Source organism: Pseudogemmobacter faecipullorum, from assembly GCF_020539525.1.
Classification (GTDB): Bacteria; Pseudomonadota; Alphaproteobacteria; order Rhodobacterales; family Rhodobacteraceae; genus Pseudogemmobacter; species Pseudogemmobacter faecipullorum.
In genome coordinates this window covers 55640-76692 of sequence record NZ_JACDXX010000013.1, presented here as the reverse complement: position 1 = coordinate 76692, position 21053 = coordinate 55640, and the positions used below count along the sequence as shown (strand labels likewise).

General features: G+C 64.3%; 22 protein-coding genes. 8 read left to right on the top strand and 14 right to left on the bottom strand.

Going from position 1 to position 21053, the window contains the following annotated elements; genetic code table 11:
• Positions 1–36 precede the first annotated feature (36 nt).
• Positions 37–849, top strand: coding sequence for a glycoside hydrolase family 25 protein (locus H0485_RS14370; protein WP_255613692.1), 813 nt, complete (start codon positions 37–39; stop codon positions 847–849).
• Positions 850–1006: 157 nt separating this feature from the next.
• On the opposite strand, the gene H0485_RS14365 is transcribed toward H0485_RS14370, so the two are convergent.
• The 4 genes from H0485_RS14365 to H0485_RS14350 form a co-directional block, all read right to left on the bottom strand.
• Complete coding sequence (locus H0485_RS14365) at positions 1007–3508, bottom strand: GcvT family protein (RefSeq protein WP_226936627.1); 2502 nt, start codon at positions 3506–3508, stop codon at positions 1007–1009.
• Positions 3509–3671: 163 nt separating this feature from the next.
• Positions 3672–4460 carry an iron chelate uptake ABC transporter family permease subunit gene (locus H0485_RS14360; RefSeq protein ID WP_226936626.1) on the bottom strand — a complete coding sequence of 263 codons (789 nt, stop codon included), beginning with the start codon at positions 4458–4460 and terminating at the stop codon, positions 3672–3674.
• On the bottom strand, positions 4457–5284 hold the full coding sequence (locus tag H0485_RS14355; protein ID WP_226936625.1) for a metal ABC transporter ATP-binding protein: 828 nt from the start codon (positions 5282–5284) through the stop codon (positions 4457–4459). Before H0485_RS14355 ends, H0485_RS14360 begins: the two co-directional genes overlap by 4 nt.
• A complete protein-coding gene (locus H0485_RS14350) occupies positions 5281–5811 on the bottom strand; it encodes a Fur family transcriptional regulator (protein ID WP_226936623.1) in 531 nt (176 codons plus the stop codon). Before H0485_RS14350 ends, H0485_RS14355 begins: the two co-directional genes overlap by 4 nt.
• 80 nt (positions 5812–5891) lie before the next feature.
• On the opposite strand from H0485_RS14350, the gene H0485_RS14345 reads away from it, so the two are divergent.
• Positions 5892–6893 carry a zinc ABC transporter substrate-binding protein gene (locus H0485_RS14345; protein ID WP_226936622.1) on the top strand — a complete coding sequence of 334 codons (1002 nt, stop codon included), beginning with the start codon at positions 5892–5894 and terminating at the stop codon, positions 6891–6893.
• 102 nt (positions 6894–6995) lie between these two features.
• Here the strand turns inward: H0485_RS14345 and H0485_RS14340 are convergent, their stop codons facing one another.
• Both H0485_RS14340 and nth read right to left on the bottom strand, forming a co-directional pair.
• Positions 6996–7979: an adenosine kinase gene (locus tag H0485_RS14340; RefSeq protein WP_226936621.1), complete on the bottom strand. Its 984-nt coding sequence runs from the start codon at positions 7977–7979 to the stop codon at positions 6996–6998.
• A complete protein-coding gene (gene nth / locus H0485_RS14335) occupies positions 7976–8617 on the bottom strand; it encodes an endonuclease III (RefSeq protein ID WP_226936620.1) in 642 nt (213 codons plus the stop codon). The genes H0485_RS14340 and nth overlap by 4 nt, the downstream gene beginning before the upstream one ends.
• Positions 8618–8842: 225 nt before the next feature.
• Here nth and H0485_RS14330 point away from each other — a divergent pair, with 225 nt between their 5' ends.
• The gene (locus H0485_RS14330) at positions 8843–9493 is read left to right on the top strand and encodes a YiaD family glycine zipper/OmpA-like lipoprotein (protein WP_226936619.1); all 651 of its coding nucleotides are present in this window, start codon (positions 8843–8845) and stop codon (positions 9491–9493) included.
• A gap of 71 nt (positions 9494–9564) precedes the next feature.
• Here H0485_RS14330 and H0485_RS14325 read toward each other — a convergent pair whose 3' ends face one another.
• On the bottom strand, positions 9565–11559 hold the full coding sequence (locus H0485_RS14325; RefSeq protein ID WP_226936618.1) for an AsmA family protein: 1995 nt from the start codon (positions 11557–11559) through the stop codon (positions 9565–9567).
• Positions 11560–11773: 214 nt separating this feature from the next.
• Between H0485_RS14325 and rimO the strand changes: the two genes are divergently transcribed.
• Both rimO and H0485_RS14315 read left to right on the top strand, forming a co-directional pair.
• On the top strand, positions 11774–13144 hold the full coding sequence (gene rimO, locus H0485_RS14320; RefSeq protein WP_226936617.1) for a 30S ribosomal protein S12 methylthiotransferase RimO: 1371 nt from the start codon (positions 11774–11776) through the stop codon (positions 13142–13144).
• 133 nt (positions 13145–13277) lie between these two features.
• Positions 13278–13658 carry a cbb3-type cytochrome c oxidase subunit I gene (locus tag H0485_RS14315; RefSeq protein WP_226936616.1) on the top strand — a complete coding sequence of 127 codons (381 nt, stop codon included), beginning with the start codon at positions 13278–13280 and terminating at the stop codon, positions 13656–13658.
• A 5-nt stretch (positions 13659–13663) separates the two neighbouring features.
• Here H0485_RS14315 and H0485_RS14310 read toward each other — a convergent pair whose 3' ends face one another.
• Positions 13664–14071, bottom strand: a complete 408-nt coding sequence (locus H0485_RS14310) for a YigZ family protein (protein ID WP_226936615.1) — start codon at positions 14069–14071, stop codon at positions 13664–13666.
• Between the two features lie 8 nt (positions 14072–14079).
• The gene (locus H0485_RS14305) at positions 14080–14853 is read right to left on the bottom strand and encodes a M48 family metallopeptidase (protein WP_226936614.1); all 774 of its coding nucleotides are present in this window, start codon (positions 14851–14853) and stop codon (positions 14080–14082) included.
• 173 nt (positions 14854–15026) lie between these two features.
• On the opposite strand from H0485_RS14305, the gene H0485_RS14300 reads away from it, so the two are divergent.
• Positions 15027–15290, top strand: a complete 264-nt coding sequence (locus H0485_RS14300) for a DUF8831 family protein (RefSeq protein ID WP_226936613.1) — start codon at positions 15027–15029, stop codon at positions 15288–15290.
• Here the strand turns inward: H0485_RS14300 and H0485_RS14295 are convergent.
• On the bottom strand, positions 15281–15538 hold the full coding sequence (locus tag H0485_RS14295; protein ID WP_226936612.1) for a DUF167 domain-containing protein: 258 nt from the start codon (positions 15536–15538) through the stop codon (positions 15281–15283). The genes H0485_RS14300 and H0485_RS14295 overlap by 10 nt on opposite strands.
• A 168-nt stretch (positions 15539–15706) precedes the next feature.
• Between H0485_RS14295 and H0485_RS14290 the strand changes: the two genes are divergently transcribed.
• Entirely contained in the window at positions 15707–16300 is a 594-nt protein-coding gene (locus tag H0485_RS14290) for a nitroreductase family protein (RefSeq protein ID WP_226936610.1), read from the top strand.
• A 67-nt stretch (positions 16301–16367) separates the two neighbouring features.
• Here H0485_RS14290 and H0485_RS14285 read toward each other — a convergent pair whose 3' ends face one another.
• Positions 16368–16655: a DUF1467 family protein gene (locus H0485_RS14285; protein ID WP_226936609.1), complete on the bottom strand. Its 288-nt coding sequence runs from the start codon at positions 16653–16655 to the stop codon at positions 16368–16370.
• 5 nt (positions 16656–16660) lie between these two features.
• Positions 16661–17065, bottom strand: a complete 405-nt coding sequence (gene mce / locus H0485_RS14280; protein ID WP_226936608.1) for a methylmalonyl-CoA epimerase — start codon at positions 17063–17065, stop codon at positions 16661–16663.
• 159 nt (positions 17066–17224) lie between these two features.
• Between mce and H0485_RS14275 the strand changes: the two genes are divergently transcribed.
• Positions 17225–17968 (top strand): response regulator, encoded by a 744-nt coding sequence (locus H0485_RS14275; protein WP_226936607.1) that lies wholly within the window; start codon positions 17225–17227, stop codon positions 17966–17968.
• 11 nt (positions 17969–17979) lie between these two features.
• Here H0485_RS14275 and H0485_RS14270 read toward each other — a convergent pair whose 3' ends face one another.
• Both H0485_RS14270 and aspS read right to left on the bottom strand, forming a co-directional pair.
• A complete protein-coding gene (locus tag H0485_RS14270) occupies positions 17980–18714 on the bottom strand; it encodes a GNAT family N-acetyltransferase (protein ID WP_226936606.1) in 735 nt (244 codons plus the stop codon).
• Positions 18715–19267: 553 nt separating this feature from the next.
• Positions 19268–21052: an aspartate--tRNA ligase gene (aspS, locus tag H0485_RS14265; RefSeq protein WP_226936690.1), complete on the bottom strand. Its 1785-nt coding sequence runs from the start codon at positions 21050–21052 to the stop codon at positions 19268–19270.
• Position 21053: the final 1 nt, after the last annotated feature.

Here is a 21053-nt window from a genome sequence, read left to right as displayed (position 1 = left end):
GTGACAATCGCCTCAGGCTCAGCCAGTCTCTGGCGCATGATCCGCATATTCTCCTGCCTCGCCCTCAGCCTGACGCTCGCCGCCTGCGGCGGCTCTGCGCCCCCACGCCAGAAACCCGATGCCCGCGCGCCCGTCGCGCTTGCCTCAGATACCGTGACAAGCGCCAATTTCGGCGATGCCCGACCCATCGACAGCTGGGGCGGCAAGCCACCGCAGAGCTATGCGGTGCATGGCATTGATGTGGCGCGCTACCAGACCGCCGTCGACTGGCCGACCGCCCGGGCCAATGGGGTGAATTTCGCCTTCATCAAAGCCACCGAGGGCGGCGACCGGGTTGATCCGATGTTTGAGGACCACTGGCGCGGTGCCGGCCGCGCCGGCATCCGTCGCGGCGCCTATCATTTCTACTATCATTGCCGCCCGGCTGCCGAACAGGCGCGCTGGTTCATTCAGCATGTTCCGAAAGTCAAAGGCGGGCTGCCGCCGGTTCTCGATATGGAATGGACCCCCTTCTCGCCGACCTGCACCATCCGCCGCGCGCCCGAGGTGATCCGCGAGGATGCCCGGATCTTTATTGACATGCTGACCCGGCATTATGGCCAGAAGCCCATACTCTATACCTCGATCGATTTCTTTGAGGATAATCAGATGTGGAAGGTCCAGGGCGCTGATTTTTGGCTGCGCGCCGTGGCGAAACATCCCCAGGATCTCTACGCCGGTCAGCACTGGCTGTTCTGGCAATATACCTCAACCGGGCTGATCCCGGGGATCGCGGGCCAGGTCGATATCAATGTTTATGAGGGCTCGCCCGCCCAGTGGCAGGCCTGGCTCGCCGCCCGCGCGCCATAAAGACAGGCCGGGGCCAGAAAGCCTGGCGCGCCGCACCGGACCCCGGGATATCCATGAACAGATGCAAAGGCTGAAAGGCCGGCCCCCTTGGGAGCCGGCCTTCCTCATTCATCTGTCTCTCAATATCCCGGGGGTGTGGGGGCAGCGCCCCCAGCTTTCAGCCGTTGATCCGGATCCGCGCATTCTCGGGGTCATGCGGGCTGTCCTCGACCACCACCGCATCCCATTCCTGCAAGAGCATCTTCACCTTCAGCCTGGTGCCGACCTCTGCCAGATCGGGGCGGACATAGCCCATGCCGATCTGCTTGCCGAAGACCACCGACCAGCCGCCCGAGGTCAGGCGCCCGACCTTTTCGCCGTTCAGCAACAGGGCCTCCTTGCCCCAGGGATCGGTATCCGAAGGCCCGTCGATCAGCAGGGTGACGCATTTTGAGCGGATACCGGTTTCGAGCATCTTCGCCTTGCCGCGGAAGTCTTTCTCCAGATCGACAAAGCGGTCGAGCCCGGCCTCGAGCGGTGTCGCATCGCGGCCCAGTTCGGTGCCAAAGGCGCGGTAGCTCTTTTCCTGGCGCAGCCAGTTCTGTGCCCGCGCGCCGACCGGCTTCAGCCCGTGTTTCGCGCCTTCTTTCAGCAAGAGATCCCAGAGATAGCGGCCAAATTCGATCGGGTAATGCAGCTCCCAGCCCAGTTCGCCGGTATAGGCGACGCGGATCGCGCGCACCGGGCACATGCCAAGCTCAATCTCGCGGCACGACAGCCAGGGGAAGCGCTTATTGGACAAAGCGCTTTCCGGCTCGGCGTCGCGGATCAGCCCGGCCAGAATGGCCCGCGCCGCCGGACCGGCCAGCGCATAGACGCCCCATTGAGTGGTCACGTCATGGATCTCGATAGTGCCACCCCCTGCGGCGATGAAGTCCTCAGAGGCTTTCTTCAGGAAATCATAGTCATAGGCGGTCCAGGCCCCGGCCGAGATCAGGTAATATTCATCCTCGGACAGCCGCACGATGGTATATTCGGTGCGCGTCGTTCCGGCCTCGGTCAAGGCATAGGTCAGGTTGATACGGCCGGTTTTCGGCAGCTTATTGCAGGTGAAATGGTCGAGGAACGCGGTCGCGCCCGGGCCACGCACCAGATGTTTGGTAAAGGCCGAGGCATCGATGATGCCACAGGTCTCGCGTACGGCTTTCGCCTCGGCTTCGGCATATTGCCACCAGGCGCCGCGACGGAAGCTGCGGGAATTATGGTCGAAATCGGCGGGTGCACCCACTTCGCCGTAGTAATTCGGCCGCTCCCAGCCATTGACCTGGCCCATCTGCGCGCCAAGCGCGATCTGGCGGTCATAGGCGGGGGCGGTGCGCAAAGGCCGTGCCGCTTCGCGCTCTTCATCGGGATGGTGCAGGATGAAGACATGCTCATAGCATTCCTCATTCTTTTTCACCGCATATTCGGTGGTCATCCAGCCGCCGTAGCGCTTGGGGTCAAGCGAGGCCATATCGATCTCGGCCTCACCCGCCACCATCATCTGCGCGAGGTAATAGCCGGTGCCTCCCGCCGCGGTGATGCCGAAAGAGAAGCCCTCGGCCAGCCACATATTGCGCAGACCCGGTGCCGGGCCGACCAGCGGATTGCCATCGGGCGTATAGCAGATCGGGCCGTTGAAATCATCCTTCAGCCCCGCCACCTCTGAGGAGGGAATGCGGTGGATCATCGACATATATTCCGCCTCGATCCGCTCGAGATCGAGCGGGAAGAGATCGGCGCGGAAGCTGTCGGGCACGCCATATTGGAAACGCGCCGGGGCGTTCAGTTCATAGGGGCCAAGGATCCAGCCGCCGCGCTCCTCGCGGGCATACCATTTGGCATCGGCATCGCGCAGCACCGGATGTTCAGCATGACCGGCCTTGCGGTAGGCCACCAGCGCCGGATCCGGCTCGGTGACGATATACTGATGCTCGACCGGGATCGCCGGGATTTTGATGCCGAGGAGTTTCGCGGTGCGCTGTGCATGATTGCCGGTGGCAGTGACCACATGTTCGGCATGGATCTCGTATTTCTCCTCCGAGGGCACCAGATTGCCGCCCTGCTCGACCATGCGGGTGACCGAGACGATCCATTCCGAGCCGGTCCAGCGATAGCCATCGACCTGAATCTTGCGCTCGATCACCACGCCCAGCTGACGCGCGCCCTTGGCCATGGCCTGGGTCACATCGGCGGGGTTGATATAGCCGTCCTGCGGGTGGAAGAGCGCGCCTTTCAGGTCATCGGTCCGGACCAGCGGCCAGCGCTCGGCAATCTGAGCTGGCGTCAGAAACTCATGATAGACCCCGGCGGTCTCGGCCACCGAGGAATAGAGCATATATTCGTCCATGCGGTCCTGGGTCTGCGCCATCCGCAGGTTGCCACAGATCGAGAAGCCCGCGTTCAGCCCGGTCTCGGCCTCAAGGGTTTTATAGAAATCGACCGAATATTTATGAATATGCGTGGTCGCATAGGACATATTGAACAAAGGCAGCAGCCCCGCCGCATGCCAGGTCGAGCCAGAGGTCAGCTCGTCGCGCTCGACCAGCATCGTCTCCCATCCGGCTTTCTGCAGATGATAGGCGATCGAGGTGCCAACGGCACCGCCGCCGACCACGAGGGCTTTGACATGGGTTTTCATCGAATGGCTCCGCGGCGAAAAAAGATGCCTCCTTTCTGCCAGAGCCAGGCGCGGCCGAGCCGATCTGCGCGACCAGATGCGGCCTAAAACGACATTCGTCGCGCTGTGCCGGAACCGGCTGCAGAGAGGGAGGTGCAGGCGGCACCTCTCTCCCTGTCAGGCCTCAGCCGCGCAGCCGGGAGGCAAGGCCGCAGAGCGCGAACAACCCGGCTGCCGCGACGATGATCGAAGGGCCGGCCGGCGTATCCTGCCAGAGCGAGAGCTGCAGCCCGAGCGCGGTTGCCACCATGCCGATCGCAACCGCCAGCAGGGCCATGCTTTCGGGGCTGCGGCTCAGCCAGCGCGCAGAGGCGGCCGGGATGATCAGCATCGCCGCGATCAGCAGCGCGCCCACCACTTTCAGCGCCACGGCGACCACCACGGCAAGTGCCACCACCAGCACCAGCCGCTCACGCGCGGGCGAAATGCCCGAGGCATGGGCCAGCTCTTCGTTCAGGGTCGCGGTCAGCAAAGCCTGCCAGCGCCAGATCAGCAAAGCCGCAACCAGAGCCGCGCCGCCCCAGATCAGCCAGAGATCGTTCTGCCCGACGGTCAGGATATCGCCAAACAGCCAGGCAGAAAGATCCGTGCGCACGCCCGGAAACCAGCTGACCGCCACAAGGCCAAAGGCCAGCGCCGAATGCGACAAGACGCCCAGCGTCGTATCCATGCCCCAGCCGCGCGAGGCGAGGCCGGCCACGGTCAGGGCCATGGCCAGCGCCACGACGAGCGTGCCAAGGGTGATCGGCAGATCCAGCGCCAGCGCCAGCGCCACGCCAAGGATCGCCGCATGGGCCGTGGCATCGCCGAAATAGGCCATGCGCCGCCAGACCACGAAAGCGCCCAAAGGCCCGGTGGCCAGCGAAAGCCCGGCACCTGCAAAAGTGGCGCGCATTACCAGATCATCAATCATTCTCCGGCCTTTCCGCTCGGCTGGGCCGCGTTATGGCTGCAGCCCGGCCCGTGGTCATGGGGGTGATGCCCATGGCTGTGATGGTCATGGGGTTCACTGTGATCATGATCATGCTCATGGCGGTAGAGCGCGAGCGCGCCGCGCGTGCCAGGGCCGAACAGAGCCCGATATTCCGGCGCGGTTGAGACCACGGCTGGCGTGCCCTCGCAGCAGATATGTCCATTAAGGCAGATCACCCGGTCGCTGGCCGCCATAACCACATGCAGATCATGGCTGACCATCAGCACCGCAAGCCCGGTGCGGGCGCGAACCTCTTCGATCAGCCGGTAGAAATCCGCCTCGCCGGGCTGATCAAGGCCCTGGGTCGGCTCATCCAGCATCAGGATCTGCGGATCGGACAGCAAGGCCCGCGCCAGCAAAGCGCGCTGCATCTGACCGCCCGAAAGCCCGGCCATCTGCAGCGCCCCTTTGCCCTCGAGGCCGACCTGCGCCAGCGCCGCCCCGGCCCGCTGATCACTGACCCGCAGCGGCAGCGACAGAAACCGGCGCAGGGTGATCGGCATTGAGGGATCAATGCTCAGACGCTGCGGCAGATAGCCGATCCGCAGCCCCGGGGCGCGGGTCACGCCACCACCTGCCGGGGCGATAATGCCGAGGAGCGCCCGCAGAAGCGTCGATTTTCCCGAGCCATTCGGCCCGACGATGGTCACGATCTCGCCCGGACGCACCCCGAGAGAGACATTGTGCAAAACCTCGGTTCCGCCATAGCGGATGCAGATATTCTGCGCCGAGATCAGCGGCGCGGGCTGGGGGGCACGGCTCATTCAGCGCGCTCCTGGCAGGCCGGGCAGCGCCCCAGCGCCTCAACGGTTGAACGCTCGATGACAAAGCCCAGTGCAGCCGCCGCCTGATCGAGCGCCGCTCGCACCGGCGCGGCCGGGGCCTCGGCCACGCTGTTGCAGCCGCTGCAGATCAGAAAGGCCGGGGCATGGGCCTCGCCCGGATGCATACAGGCGGCAAAGGCGTTCAACCGACGAATGCGATGGGCAAGCCCTTGTTCCACCAGAAATTCCAGGGCGCGATAGGCAACGGGGGGCTGATTGCCGAACCCCTCTTCAGCAAGGCGTTTGAGCACATCATAGGCCCCCATGGCCCGATGTTCTTCCAGCAGGATTTCCAGCACCCGGCGGCGCACCGGGGTCAGCCGTGCGCCCTGGGCCCGGGTCAGCGCCGCGGCCCGTTCAAGCACGCCCTGGGCGCAGTGATCGTGATCATGGCTGAGAAATGCCGCTGCAGGCTCGCTGCAGCCAAAGCAATCGGCGGGATGGTCATGGCTATGTCCGGCAGGCATTGCGGCCCCTTGACTTGTTATGATATTACATTCATCACTGCCTCCAGCCCCGGATGTGGTGCCAGTGGAAGGCTTTATCAATGCGTTATATCATATCACTCACTCTGACCAGTAGCCTCGCGCTGACCACCTCCATGGCCATGGCGGCGCCGCCACAGATTGTGACCGATGTGCCGGTGGTGCATTCGCTGGTCTCGATGGTGACCGGCGATCTGACCCAGCCGGAACTGCTGCTCGAAAAGGGCGGATCGGAGCATCATTTCCAGCTGCGCCCCTCGCAGGCCTCGCTGATCGCGGCGGCGGATCTGGTGGTGCAGATCGGGCCGGAGCTGACCCCCTGGCTGAATAAGGCGCTGGCTTTGCGCCCGGCTGAGGCCCCGGTGCTGCAGCTGTTGCACGATAAAGGCACGCATCGCCGGACCTATGGCGAAGCGGCAGAGAGCGAAGCGCATAACCACGACCATGACCACGATCATGACGCCCCTGCCGGTGAGGCTGAGGCGCAGCATGACCACGACCACGACCACGACCACGACCATGCGGGCCATGATCACGGTCCCGGCTCAACCGATCCCCATGCCTGGCTCGAGCCCGGCAATGCCCGGCACTGGCTGGGGCTGATCGCGGCCGAGCTGGCCCGGCTCGACCCGGAAAATGCTGCAACCTATGCCGCCAATGCCAGGGCCGGTGCGGCTGAGATTGCCCGCGCCGATCAGGAAGCCCAGGCAAAGCTTGCGCCTGTAGCGGCAAAGCCTTTCGCGACATTCCATGATGCTTATGGCTACTATACCGCGCATTACCGGCTGAATTTCGCGGGCAGCATTGCCATGGGCGATGCCGGAACCCCCGGCGCGCGCCATCTGAGCGCATTGCGTGCCCGGGTGCAGGCGGGCGAAATTCTCTGCCTCTTCCCCGAGGTCGGCCATGATCGCGCGCCGCTGGAACGGGTGGCCGAAGCAACCGGGGTGCAGATCGGTGGGCTGCTCGACCCGGTCGGTACCGGCATGGAGCCGGGCGCCGCCCTCTACCCGACCCTGCTGACCCGGACCGCAGATACCCTGGCCGAATGCCTCAGCCGCTAAGCCCTTCCGACCGGGCAGCCGGCCGTCTTTCTGGCCGGTGAGATCTGCACCCCCCCCCGCCGGGGGCAGCGGCGGGCAGGCTTCTGCCCGCCGCTTTCATCATCAGATCAGGCCATTGGCGCGAAACAGCGCTTTGATATCCTGCCCGGGCCGCGCGCCGTAATGCGAGATCACCTCGCCCGCCGCCACACAGCCCATCCGGCCTGCCACTTCCAGCGAAGCGCCGCTGGCGAGGCCGAACAGGAAGCCCGCCGCAAACTGATCACCGGCGCCGGTGGTATCGACCGGGGTGATGCGGCTGACCGGGACCGTGACTTTTTCCGCGCCCCGGATCAGCTCAACCCCCTCGCCCGAGCGGGTGCAGACCACAAGGCCAACATCCGCCGCCGCCAGTTGCAGCGCCGTGTCGAGATCGCTCTGATAGAGCGACTGCCATTCATATTCATTGCCGATCACATAGGTCAGCCCCTTGATCAGGCGACGAAAATCATCGCGGTGCCGGTCAACGCAGAACGGGTCGGACAGCGAGACGCCAGGCTGGCCGCCCGCCGCACGGGTCAGCGCCGCCGCGCGTTCCAGCGCCGCCTTGCCCTTATCCTTGTCATAGAGATAACCCTCGATCAGCAGCACTTCGGTATCTGAGACCACCGCCTCTGACACATCCTCGGGCCCAAGCTCCGAAGAAATCCCCAGATAGGTGTTCATCGAACGCTCGCCATCGGGCGAGACAAAGATCATGCAGCGCGAGGTCGGCAGCTCGCCCCCCGCTACCGGCGGATTGACGAAATCGGTGCCCTCGGCGGCCAGCCCCCGGGCGTAAAAGCGACCGAGACTGTCATCGCAGACCCGGCCAATGAAAGCGGTCGGCAGGCCCAGCGCCCCGATGCCGGCAATGCTGTTGGCGACCGAGCCGCCCGGGGCCTGAACCCGGTTCGCCATGGCGCTGTAAAGCGCTTCGCCCCTGGCCTGATCGACCAGCTGCATAATGCCTTTCTCAATGCCGTTCCGGGCGAGGAAAGCCTCATCTGCGGGCGAGATCACATCGACAATCGCATTGCCGATGCCGGTCACCTGATATTTTTTCATGTCTTTTCCTCGTAGAGGCACCAGTCCCGGATCGGGCAGATGCCACATTTTGGCTTGCGTGCCACGCAGATATAGCGGCCATGCAGGATCATCCAGTGATGCGCATGCTGCTGAAATTCAGCCGGGATATTATCCTCAATCGCCCGCTCGACCGCCGCCTCATCCTTGCCCGGACAGATGCCCGAGCGGTTGCCGAGGCGGAAGATATGGGTATCGACCGCCTGAGCCGGCAGCCTGAACCACATATTCAGCACCACATTGGCGGTCTTGCGCCCCACGCCTGGCAGGCTCACCAGCGCCGCGCGCGAGGAAGGCACCTCGCCGCCATAGACATCAATCAGCCGCTGGCAGAGTTTGATGACATTCTTCGCCTTATTGCGAAAAAGGCCGATGGTCTTGATATGCTCAATCAGCCCCTCCTCGCCCAGCGCCAGCATCTTTTCCGGCGTATCGGCAATCGGGAACAGATCACGGGTGGCGCGGTTCACGCCCTTATCCGTGGCCTGAGCCGAGAGCGCGACCGCGACCAGCAGAGTGAAAGCATTGGTGTGATCCAGCTCACCCTGCGGCTCGGCCTCAGCCTCGCGCAGGCGGGAGAAAATGGCGTGAATGGCGGGATAATCAAGCTGCGGTGTCATGGAGAGGATGTGCCATGGAGGCGGCGCGAAAAACAAGTCCTGCCAGCGCCGGCCGCCTTTCACCCGGCCTTACCCGGCGAGGCCTGGGATCGGCACTGATCCGCGCATATCGGCGGGGTGAATCTCGCGACTGTCACCCCAGGCGAGAGATTGCTATACTGGAGGATGAGAGCCGGGCTGTTCCAGCGCCGGATTATGTTCGTTTATTTGCCAATGAGCAGGATAATGATCAAACTTCCCCTTCTTCTCGCCTCTGCAGGCGTTATCGCTCTGACCGGTTGCGTTGATCCCAATGCCTATCCCGACAATCCCAATGCCCGCACCCAGCAGGGCGCGGTGATCGGTGGCCTGCTCGGCGCCGCAGCCGGGGCCAGCGGCGGTGGCAAAGGTGCTTTCGGCAAAGCCGCAGCCGGTGGTGTGATCGGCGCGATTGCCGGCGGTGCCATCGGCGCGACGCTCGACGCCCAGGCAGCCGAGCTGCGCTCGCAGATGTCGCCCGGCGTCGGCGTCACCAACCATGGCGATTACCTGCTGGTCAACATGCCGCAGGATCTGCTGTTCGCAACCGACAGCGCCACGCTTTCGGGCTCGCTGACCCGCGATCTGAACGCGCTGGCCTCGAACCTGCTGCGCTATCCGAACAGCACCATCCAGATCGTCGGCCATACCGATTCGACCGGCGATGCCGCCTATAACCTCGACCTGTCGCAGCGTCGCGCCTCTTCGGTGGCTTCGGTACTGCGCAATAATGGCGTGCCCGCCGGCCGCGTCACCGCCACCGGCCGTGGTGAGGATCAGCCGATCACCACCAACCTCACCCCGGAAGGCCGCGCGAAGAACCGTCGCGTCGAGATCTTCATCCGCCCGACCAACTGAGGCTCTGGCGATCCGCACAGAAAAGGCCGGGGATTTTTCCCCGGCCTTTTTCCGTTCAGCTCTGGCGCGGCTCAGTTGCCGCCAATCAGCCCCTCCAACATCCGCGCTGCCTCATCGCTCAGGGCCTCACGAGCGCGGCGCTTCACCGCATCTTCCAGCTTCTCATCCTGGCCCGCCTCAACCCCCAGCTCTTTTTTCAGCTTTGCCTCCAGCTCGGCCCTGGCCTTTGCCTCAGCGGCTTTTGCTTCCGCTTCCATCTTCTCGCGGGCGATGGATTCCAGATCCAGCCGGTATGAGGGCGCAGCCCAGGGGCCGGTGATCCGCAAAGGCACCATCACCCCGCCCGTACCATCCTGGCCCGGGAAGGCCACCGGGCGGATGCGGTAATCGAGATCACGCGCCCCAAGCCCCACCCGTCCCGAACCAGAGGCATTCAGATAGGGCGCCATCAGCTTCAGATCCTCATTGGTCAGATTGCCGTCGAGAATGTTGAAACTGCCCGCGATACCGTCGAAAATCGTCTTCTGCCCCTCGCCGACATAAGAGGTATCGAGGGTGCGCAACATGCCTGCGATATCAAGGCCACGGATCTCGCCCTTGCTCAGGGACAGGCTACCCTCGCCTTTCAGCCCGCGCATCAGCTCATCAAGCGAATTGCCGACCCCGAGGAAGCTGAAATTCAGATTCACCCGCGATATCAGCCGGTCCCAGCCTGCCAGATCCGAGAGCAGGCTCTGGGTGTCGATCCCGGCAAGGGCGAGAGTGCCGCCGACCGAAAGCCCGCCCCGGCCATTGAGCACAAACTCCCCGGTCACCGCGCCGCCATAGGCCGCCAGCTCGCTGATATCGAAAACCGCGCGCGAGCGGTCAATGCTGAGCAAAAGCCGGGTCTCGCCGAATTTCAGCCGCCCCAGATCCACCGAGCCCGCGCCAAGGCTGACTTCGGTATCAATCGCCCCCAGAGCCGAGACATCGATGCGCTCTTTCGACCAGCCCTCACCGCCGCTGGCGGGGGGAGCGGCGCTGCCCGCCCCGGCGACGTCACCGGTGCTGCCGCTAAGGCCGCGCAGGTTCAGCGCATTGGCCCGCAGATTGCCGCTGAGCTTTGGCCGGGCCTCGCCCTGGCGCAGATCGAGATCGCCCGCGAGGATATTGTCATCCGCCTCAATCCTGGTGCCGCGCAGATAGAGCGCGCCTTTGTCATCCAGGGTCAGCTGGCCGCTCAGCGCCAGTCTGCGCGCACCAAAACCCTCGGGCGGGGCCGAAACGGAAGTGCCGCTCAGCGCGCCAAGCGCCGCGAGGTCCGAAAGATCGGCGGTGATTTTGCCCTCGGCAGCCATCGGCTGCCAGCCGCCCCGCCCCTCAAAACTCAGCTTCGCATCGCCGACGCCTGCGGTCAGGCTGACCGGCACGATCCGTCCTTCGGTAAAGGCCGAGAAGATCCCGCCGGTGGCATTCAGCGTCAGCCGCTGGCCCGAGACAACCGCACTGGCGCTGGTGGTGAAGGCCCCGCCGAAATCGGGGATAGCAAGCTCGGCATTCAGCCCGTCCAGCGTGATATCGCGGCCCGAGATCTGATCGACGAAGCGCAGCGTGCCATTGCTGATCAGGCCTTTTTCCAGCGTCCAGGCCCGGCCTACCCCAGGGGTGGCCTCGCTGATCTCGCCGCCCTCGCCGCCACCGCCAAACACCCAGTTCTCGCGGCCCTTGTTATCACGCTCCAGCAGGATGCGCGGCCGCTCGGCCTCAATCCCGAGGATCTTCACCTCGCCCCCCACCAGGGCCGCGGCGTTGATCGAGATCATCAGGCTGTCAGCGGCGAACATCGGCCCCTCAAGCCCCGACCATTCCGCATTGGAAATGCTGACCGGGCCGGTGGTCACGCCCAGCACCGGCCAGAAGCGCGGCGAGACCTCTCCCTCAAAGGTCAGGCTGCGTCCGCTCAGTTCCTGAAATTTATCGGCGGCCAGACGCGCCACCCGATCCGCCGGGATCATCATCACCAGCAGCAGAATAAGCATCACGAAGACCACAAGGGCGACCGAAATCCGCAAGATCCACCGCATCGCCTGCCTCCGTCTATCTTTATGATTTGGAAGTGAGTTTAGGGCGATCAGCCGCAGTCCGGCAAGAAGCCGCGCAAAGCTTCCGGCCCCGGGTGGCATCAATTTGCCGGGAGCAGGTTCTGTTCAGCGGGGCCTGGGCGCGCACCGGGGCCAGGCCCGCTGCAGGGCCGCCTTGCGCAATCGGGCTATTTGCAGCGTGCTTCGGTTGCATTATATGCCGCCCATGTTGCAAAATCCGCCCCTCCTCCGCCCCGATCTCGCCCGCGCCACCGTGCCCGATACCCCCCGGCGCGAAGGCCAGCCCACGATTGGCATGGTTTCCCTTGGCTGCCCCAAGGCCCTCGTTGACAGCGAGCGGATTCTGACGCGCCTGCGCGCCGAAGGCTATGCAATCTCGCCCGATTACAAAGGCGCGGATGCGGTGATCGTGAACACCTGCGGTTTCCTTGATTCTGCCAAGGCCGAAAGCCTCGAGGCCATCGGCGAGGCAATCCGCGAAAACGGCAAGGTGATCGTCACCGGCTGCCTTGGCGCCGAGCCGGAATATATCACCGGCACCCATCCCAAAGTGCTGGCCGTGACCGGGCCGCATCAGTACGAATCCGTGCTCGATGCCGTGCATGGCGCGGTGCCGCCCTCGCCCGATCCCTTCATCGATCTGCTGCCAGCCTCGGGCATCCGCCTGACGCCGCGCCATTTCAGCTATCTGAAAATCTCAGAGGGCTGCGATCACAAATGCAAATTCTGCATCATCCCCGATATGCGCGGCAAATTGCAGTCGCGTCCGGCCAAAGCCGTGCTGCGCGAGGCGGAAAAGCTGGTCGAGGCGGGCGTGAAGGAACTGCTGGTGATCAGCCAGGACACTTCCGCTTATGGCACCGACTGGAAGGGCCGCGATGAGAAATTCCCGATCCTGTCGCTGGCGCGCGATCTGGGCTCGCTCGGCGCCTGGGTCAGGATGCATTACGTCTATCCCTATCCGCATGTGCGCGAACTGATCCCGGCCATGGCCGAGGGGCTGATCCTGCCCTATCTGGACATCCCGTTCCAGCATGCCCATCCCGATGTGCTGAAGCGCATGGCCCGCCCGGCGGCTGCCTCGCGCACGCTTGATGAGATTGCCGCCTGGCGCAAAGACTGCCCCGGGATTGTGCTGCGCTCGACCTTTATCGTCGGCTATCCGGGCGAGACCGAGGCAGAGTTCCAGACCCTGCTCGACTGGATGGATGAGGCGCAGCTCGACCGGGTTGGCGCGTTCAAATATGAGAACGTCGCCGGCGCGCGCTCCAACGCTCTGCCCGATCATGTGCCCGAAGAGGTGAAGCAGGAGCGCTTTGAGCGTTTCATGGAAAAGGCCCAGGCCATTTCCGAGGCGAAACTGGCGGCCAAAGTCGGCACCCGTCTGGATGTCATCATTGATGAGATCGATGAAGAGGGCGCGACCTGCCGCACCAAGGCTGACGCGCCTGAAATCGATGGCAATCTCTTCATCGACGAAGGGTTCGAAGATCTCAGCACCGGCGATATCGTCACCGTCGAGGTCGAGGAAGCCAGCGAATATGACCTCTGGGGCCGGCTCGTCTGACGCGGTTTCCCCCGCGCGAGATCCAGAAAGCCGCTGCCCCCGGGGCGGCGGCTTTTTCTTTCCGGCCGCCGTTAACCCTGTCCGCTGCTCTCTCTGTTACCCTTCCGCGCAGAAGCTTTGGGGAGAGATCAGGATGCGTGTCGCTAAGGGCTTTCTGGTCACCGGCGCCTTCTGGCTGGTGATCGGCTTTCTGATCGGGATCATCATGGGGGCAATGGGCGATCATTCTCTGATGCCACTGCATGCGCATATGAACCTGATCGGCTTTACGCTGATGACCGGCTTTGGTCTCGGCTATGCCCTGCTGCCGGATCTGCATCCGGGCCTTGCCCGGGCGCATTACTGGCTGCATCAGGCCGGAACCCTGGTGATGATGATCGGGCTTTACCTGAAATATGCCATGGATCACCCGCTGGCCAAGCCCCTGCTGGTGCCCGGCTCTTTCCTGATCCTGGCCGGGGCCATCCTGTGGCTGATCAATCTGCTGCGGCTGAAGATCAGCGCGCCGGGCTGAGCTGTTCAGCTGCGGCGGCGATATGCCTCAAGAAAGGCCCGCACGCAGGCGGTGACATGGGCAAAGCGGTCGCCGCCCAGATGCACGCCGCCATACCAGCGCGTCACGACGATGATCTGATCCTGCAGGGCTTCGCGCTCAAGCATTTTCAAAATCAGTGCCGCCGCGCCGCTTTCGCCGTCATCATTGCGCAGCGGCCCTTCGGCGCTGGACAGCAGCGCCCAGCTGTTATGGGTGGCTTTGGCGAATTTCTTGTCGCGCTTCAGCGCCGTCAGAAAGGCCTGGGCCGCGGCTTTATCCCCGGCCCGCCCGCCTGAGACCGCATAGCGCGAGCCGCGGTCACGGATCACATCCCCGAGGGTAAAGCCCTCGCCCGGCAGTCCTGGCGCTGCGGCTCTGTCCTGTTTCGACATGGCCGGCCTCAGCTGCCGGTCAGGCGCCGGACCCGCGCCGCGACCACCGCCTGCCGTTCGGCATTGGCCGGATGGCTGCCCAGAAGCTTATCGCCCGGATCGGGCAGACGCGCGAAGAAGGCCGCGCCGCGCTGCGGATCAAAGCCGGCATAAAGCGCAATTTCCGCGCCGAGCCCATCGGCTTCCAGCTCAAAGGCCTTGGAATATTGCTGGGCGGCAAGGCCCGCGCCGATCTCCTGGACCCGCGCCAGCTCGGCCCCGGACAGCCCGGCCGACTGGCCCAGAATGCCAACGAGGATCGCGCCGGTGGCGGCCTGATCCTGACGCCGCGGAATATGCCCCTCGATATGATGCGCCGCCTCATGGCCCAGCACGAAAGCCAGCTCATCAAGATTCTGCGCCATATTCAACAGCGCCGAGGTGAAGACCACCACCGGCCGCCCGGAAGGGTCGAGGGTCTGGAAGGCATTGGCGGCCTGGCCCGGCTCATCATCGACCGCGATGACGAAATTGCAGTCACGATTTTTTACCCGCTCGCGGCAGATCTGCTCCATCACCGGCTCAACCCGCGCCACCACCAAGCTCAGCGGCGCATTGGCAGGCAGAGGCCGGCCCGAGGCGGTGATGATCTGATCCGACCGGCCTGGCCCAGGACCGTCCGCCCCTCCGCTCATCCCGCCCGGCAGCGGCAGACCGACACAGCCCGAAAGCAGGCCCGCGGCCAGCAAGAGGAACAGGCGGCCAGAACTGAAATTTTTACGGGCAAGCGAATCAACGAACATAATCAGGGGAGCTTCCGCCGGAGATTAGGGGGATCTGAGAGCGAACCTATCAGCTCTGGCGGCGGCTGAAAGGCCCGGTCTCCGCGATTTCGCTGAAAGCCGGCAGCAGATGCGCCGGGGCCGCGACGCCTGATCCCATTGCCCCGCTGCCGCCCCTGTGTCAGGTTTGGCGCATGTTTACGATTGAGCACGAATTCGATGCCACCACCATCACCCTGATTGACGAGGGCGATGAGGGCATGCCGCTGCAGGGCGATGTGGTGATCCGTGGTTTTGAGGAATGCGTGACGGTCGAACAGGTCGATCCGATCACCGGATCTGTCATGCAGATCACGCTGTCGATGGCGCAGATCACCGATCTTTCCGCCGCGCTGAACCTGCCCGAGGGCGCCTATCGGATTGAGCGCCGTGCCCCGGCTGAGCCCGGTCAGGACTGATCCAGACGAAACAGCTTATCGCGCGATTTCGTGCCCCGCACCAGGCTCAGCCGCGATTTCGCCACGCCGAGCGCCTCGGCCAGCATCTGCCGCGCCGCTTCGGTCGCCTTGCCATCCTCGGGCACCACGGTGACGCTGATGCGCACCGGATCGCCGGGTTCGAGCCCCGCGCGCCGCGCATTGGGGGTTACCCGCACAGAGATCAGCGCGCCAGGCACAGCACGCCCGCTCAGATCCGGCACTGACATGACTGCATCCCCCTTCCTGGCCCGGCCCGTTCTGGCAATCTGCCCGGCCAGAGGCAAGCCCCCATCCGCCCGCGCCCGCGTTCCGGGCGGATGGGCGGCAGGATCAGGCTCTGGCCAGCAGACCGGGCCGGGTCTAGTCTCGCTGCCGGATAATGAACGGAGCCTGCCATGACTGCCGCCAGTGACGCTGCCTTTTCTTTTCTCGCGCAGCGTCTGTCTCAGCCTGCCAAACTGTTTCGCGCCCCGGTGCCTGACCGTGCCCAGCTGGAGGAGATCCTGACCGCCGCCCTGCGGGTGCCCGATCACGGCAAGCTGGAGCCCTGGCGGCTGATCGTGCTGCAGCGCCCTGATTTCATCCGCCTCGCCGATCTGGCCGGGGCCCGCGCCCGGGAGCTGGGCGGTGATGAGGCGATGATCGAAAAGGGCCGGGGCCAGTTTGAGCGTGGCCTGCTCGCGGTGGCGGTGATTGCCTCGCCCAAGCCCTCGGAGAAAATTCCGCCCGCCGAGCAGTTCCTCTCTGCCGGGGCGCTTTGCATGAATCTGCTCAGCCTCGCCACCGCGGCAGGCTGGGGCGCGAACTGGCTGTCGGGCTGGCCCTCACATGATGCCCTGTTCCGCGCCCGGGCCTTCGGCTGCAGCGAGGAGGAGCGCGTGGCCGGGCTGATCCATATTGCCACCCCGGGCCTGCCCTTCCCCGACCGCCCGCGCCCGACCCTCGCGGCAAAGGTGCAATGGGGCCTCGGCGACGCAGCCAAAGCCTGAACAAAGAAACCCCCGGGGCCCTTGTCGGGCACCGGGGGTTTTACGCTGCGCGGTGCAGGTTTTGCGCTTACTGGCTCAGCGGCTGGACTTCCTCATCCTTCGACAGGATACCCCGGAAATCGAGATCTTCGGTGGTGATCCAGCCCGAGAGGATAATCGCTACCAGGGCCAGCCAGATCGCCGTGCCAAAAGCGGTGGCGATCAGCGCCGAGCGGCCGACATTCTCTTCCGCCGGCGCACCGGCGGGCGTGCCGGGCACGATTACTCCGACATCCTGCTGGCTGCGCGGCCGCAGCATGATCACGATGTAAAACGTCAGAAACCAGGTGATGGCGTAAAGGACGAAGGCAGACATAATGCTCATAGCTGTTCAAGCTCCACGAGACAGCCGTTGAAGTCTTTGGGATGCAGGAACAGTACCGGCTTGCCATGCGCGCCGATCTTCGGCTCGCCATTGCCCAGCACCCGCGCGCCCTGCTGTTTCAGCCGGTCCCGCGCGGCAAGGATATCCTCCACTTCATAGCAGATGTGATGGATCCCGCCCGATGGATTTTTCGCGAGAAAGCCCGCGATCGGAGAATCGTCGCCCAGAGGGCAGAGCAGCTCAATCTTGGTATTCGGCAGGTCGATAAAGATCACCGTCACGCCGTGATCCGGCTCCTCCTGGGGTGCGCCGACATGGGCACCCAGCGTATCACGATACTGTTTTGCAGCGGCTTCAAGGTCAGGGACAGCAATGGCAACATGGTTGAGACGACCGATCATCCTGAGACTCCCGCTGATCGTTTTTATGCTGCCTCGCTTATGCGTGGCTCAGCCCCCCCGGGCAAGGGCAGATGGTGTCGCAGAACCCGCTGTGAGCGTTAACTCTGCTTTCATCCTTACCAGGTGAAACTGCCGGGCTGCCAGACCGGGGGGGTCGCCATGCCACAGCCGGTCACACCGGTTTTCATATCGCCTTACGGCCTTCCCCCTTTGCTGCCGGTACCGCCCCTGCTGTCCGGGCGGCTGCCGCTGCAGGGGCTGACCCTGCTCGCGGTCGAGGACAGCCGCTTTTGCTGCGAGGCTTTGCGCCAGCTCTGCCTGCGCTCGGGTGCCCGGCTGAGGCGGGCGGAATCGCTCACTGCCGCGCTGGCGCATCTGCGGCTCTACCGCCCCGATCTGCTGATCATCGATCTTGGCCTGCCCGATGGCCGGGGTGAGGATCTGATCCGCGCGCTTTGCGGCGAGGAGAGGCCCCATGGTCCGGTGGTGCTGGGCTGCAGCGCAGCGGACGACGGCCGACAGCGGGCGCAGGCCGCTGGCGCCATAGGCTTTCTCGATAAGCCGCTGCCCGGTCTGACGGATTTTCAGGCGGTGATCCTGGCCGCGCTGAAGGGACGTGAGCTGCCCGCCCCCCTGGCTGTGGCGGATACAAGTGATCCTTTGGCCCTGCGCGATGATCTGGTGCGGGCGCAAAAAGCGCTGCGCCGGCAACAGGATAAAGGCGGCCAGGACTGGCTCAGCGGATTTCTCACCGGCCTGGCCCGGCAATCCGGGGATCAGGCCCTGGCGGAGCTGGCCGTAGCGCTGCGCGAGGGGCCATCCGCCCGCAGCGCGCTTGAGATACTGCTAGCGGACCGTATCAGCCCCTCGGGCGGGGTGGTCATGGCACACAGCGGGCGCTGAGCGCGCGGGGGTCAGCCCGTGAGGCCAGGATCCGCGCTGACCCGGACCAGCCGGGTCAGATCCGACAGGCTTTCACGCTGCCGCCCCGCTGCGTCGAAATTCGACGGTGCAAACCAGGCGGCAAAGGCCTCGCGCAGCGCGGGCAGATCCTTGTCGATCACCGCAAACCAGGCGGTATCGCGATTGCGCCCCTTGACCACCGCTGCCTGACGGAAGATCCCCTCATAGCTGAACCCCAGCCTTTGCGCCGCACGGCGCGAGGCCATGTTCAGCGCATTGCACTTCCACTCATAGCGCCGGTAGCCGAGGCGGAAGGCATGATCCATCATCAGCCACATCGCCTCGGTGAACAGCCGGCTGCGCTGGAAGGCTGGCGCGATGCAGATATGGCCGACCTCAACCGAACCCGCCGCCGGGCTGATTCGCAGATAGGAGGCAATCCCCGCCAGATGCCCGCTCGCCCGGTCGCGCAGCACAAAGAAGGCCGGATCGCCCGAGGCCCCGGCCTCTTTCGCCCAGCGGTGATAGGCCGCGGCGGAAACGAAGGGCCCATAGGGCATATAATCCCAGAGCCGGTCATACCCGCTGAACGCCTGAAACAGATCCGCGGCATGCTGATCGGCCACCAGTGGCTCCAGCCGCACCACCTCACCCTCAAGGATCACCCCGCCCGGCAGCGGCGGCGCGGTCCAGCCCGCCAGCTCCTCGCCCATAAACCGCTGATCGTCGCTGATGCCACCGCTCATGCGCCCGCACCTCCCCTTCTCTGTTCCCGGATAAGGCTAGGGCCGCTGCCGCAGAGCGGCAAGCGCCTGCGGGCCTGCTGCCCGGCCTGGACTGATCAGCGCGGCTGATCTGGCAGGACAGAGGCGGTAAAGCCGTCAAAATCAGCCTCGCTCAGCGCCACGCCCGAGGCCAGCAGCGCCGCATAACCCAGGCTGATGCGGAAGAAAAATCTGGCATGCCATAGAGATGGACAAAATCTCCGGCGCGCAGAACTGCAGAACCGCTTCGGGATCGGTCAGAAATTCCGCAGGCTTCAGTGCCCCCAGCATGGCACGGGTCACCGCGAGGCGCGGGCCCAGCGCGCGCCCCGGGCAGATCCGGCGGATCGCGCCCCGCCAGGGTACAGGCGATTTCCATGGAAAGGCCCGCCGCAGTCTCAGACTGCCAGCGGGCCGTTTCACTGTCTCCAGGCCGGGCGTCAAGCGCATCGGGCCCCGCCATTGCCACCATATCCGCGATGCGCGACAGGTCATGGCGTAAGACGGGGACCGTGGCCTGATAGAGGCCGCTGGCTCAGCTCTCCTTCGGGATCACCCGCAGCCGCAACTCGCGCAGCTGCTCATTGGTGGGATCCGAAGGCGCGTTCATCAGCAGATCCTCGGCGCGCTGGTTCATCGGGAACATGATGACTTCGCGGATATTGGTGGTATCGGCCAGCAGCATGACCAGACGGTCAATGCCGGCGGCGCAGCCACCATGGGGCGGTGCGCCATATTTGAAGGCCTTCACCATACCGCCAAAGCGCTTATCCACTTCGGAATTCGGGTAACCGGCCAGTTCAAAGGCCTTATACATGATTTCCGGCTTGTGGTTGCGGATCCCGCCCGAGATCAGCTCATAGCCGTTGCAGGCGAGGTCATACTGATAGGCGTAGATATCCAGCGGATCTTTGCTGGTCAGCGCCTCAAGCCCGCCCTGGGGCATCGAGAAGGGGTTATGCGAGAAGTCGATCTTGCCGTCATCGGTCTTCTCATACATCGGGAAGTCGACGATCCAGGCAAAGCGGAAGCTGTCGGTCTCGGTCAGCCCCAGCTCGCGGCCGATCTCATTGCGCGCACGTCCCGCCACGCCCTCAAACACCTCGGGCTTGCCGCCGAGGAAGAAGACGGCATCGCCGACATCAAGGCCGAGTTCACTGCGGATCGCCTCGGTGCGTTCAGCCCCAATTGCCTTTGCAATCGGACCTGCGGCCTCGGTCGAGCCATCCTCGGCCTTGCGCCAGAAAATATAGCCCATGCCCGGCAGGCCTTCTTTCTGCGCGAAAGCATTCATCCGGTCGGCAAATTTACGCGAGCCGCCGGTCGGGGCCGGGATAGCGCGCACTTCGGTGCCTTCGTTTTCCAGGAGGTTCGCGAAGATCGCAAAGCCCGAACCACGGAAATGCTCAGACACCTCAACCATTCTGATCGGGTTGCGCAGGTCGGGCTTATCCGAGCCATACCATTTCAGCGCATCACGGTATGCGATCTGCGGCCATTCGGTATCGACCTTGCGGCCCTTGCCGAAATGCTCGAACAGGCCCTGGATCACCGGCTGGACCGCCGCGAAGACATCTTCCTGGGTGACGAAGGACATCTCAACGTCAAGCTGGTAGAAATCGGTCGGGCTGCGGTCGGCACGCGGGTCTTCGTCGCGGAAGCAGGGCGCGATCTGGAAGTAACGGTCAAAGCCCGCCACCTGGATCAGCTGTTTGAACTGCTGCGGCGCCTGGGGCAGCGCATAGAATTTACCGGGATGCAGACGCGAGGGCACGAGGAAGTCGCGGGCGCCTTCGGGGCTCGACGCGGTGATGATCGGGGTCTGGAATTCGGTAAAGCCCTGATCCCACATATTATTGCGCAGCCAGCGCACCACGTTCGAGCGCAGCATCATATTGTCATGCATGCCCTGACGGCGCAGGTCGAGGAAGCGGTAGGTCAGGCGGGTCTCTTCCGGATATTCGGTCTCGCCAAAGACCGGCAGCGGCAGTTCACCCTCCACCGCGCCCAGAACCTCAACCCCGGTGGCATAGACCTCAATCCCGCCGGTCGGGATCTTGCTGTTCACCAGGCTCTCGTCACGGGCTTTCACCCGGCCGTCGATCCTGACCACCCATTCCGAGCGGACTTTCTCCAGCGCGGCGAAAGCCGGGCTGTCGCTGTCGGCCAGAACCTGGGTGATGCCATAATGGTCACGCAGATCGATGAAGAGGACGCCGCCGTGATCGCGCACGCGGTGGACCCAGCCAGAGAGGCGAACGGTCTCGCCGACATTGGCTTTGTTAAGGCCCGCACAGGTATGGCTGCGATAGGCGTGCATC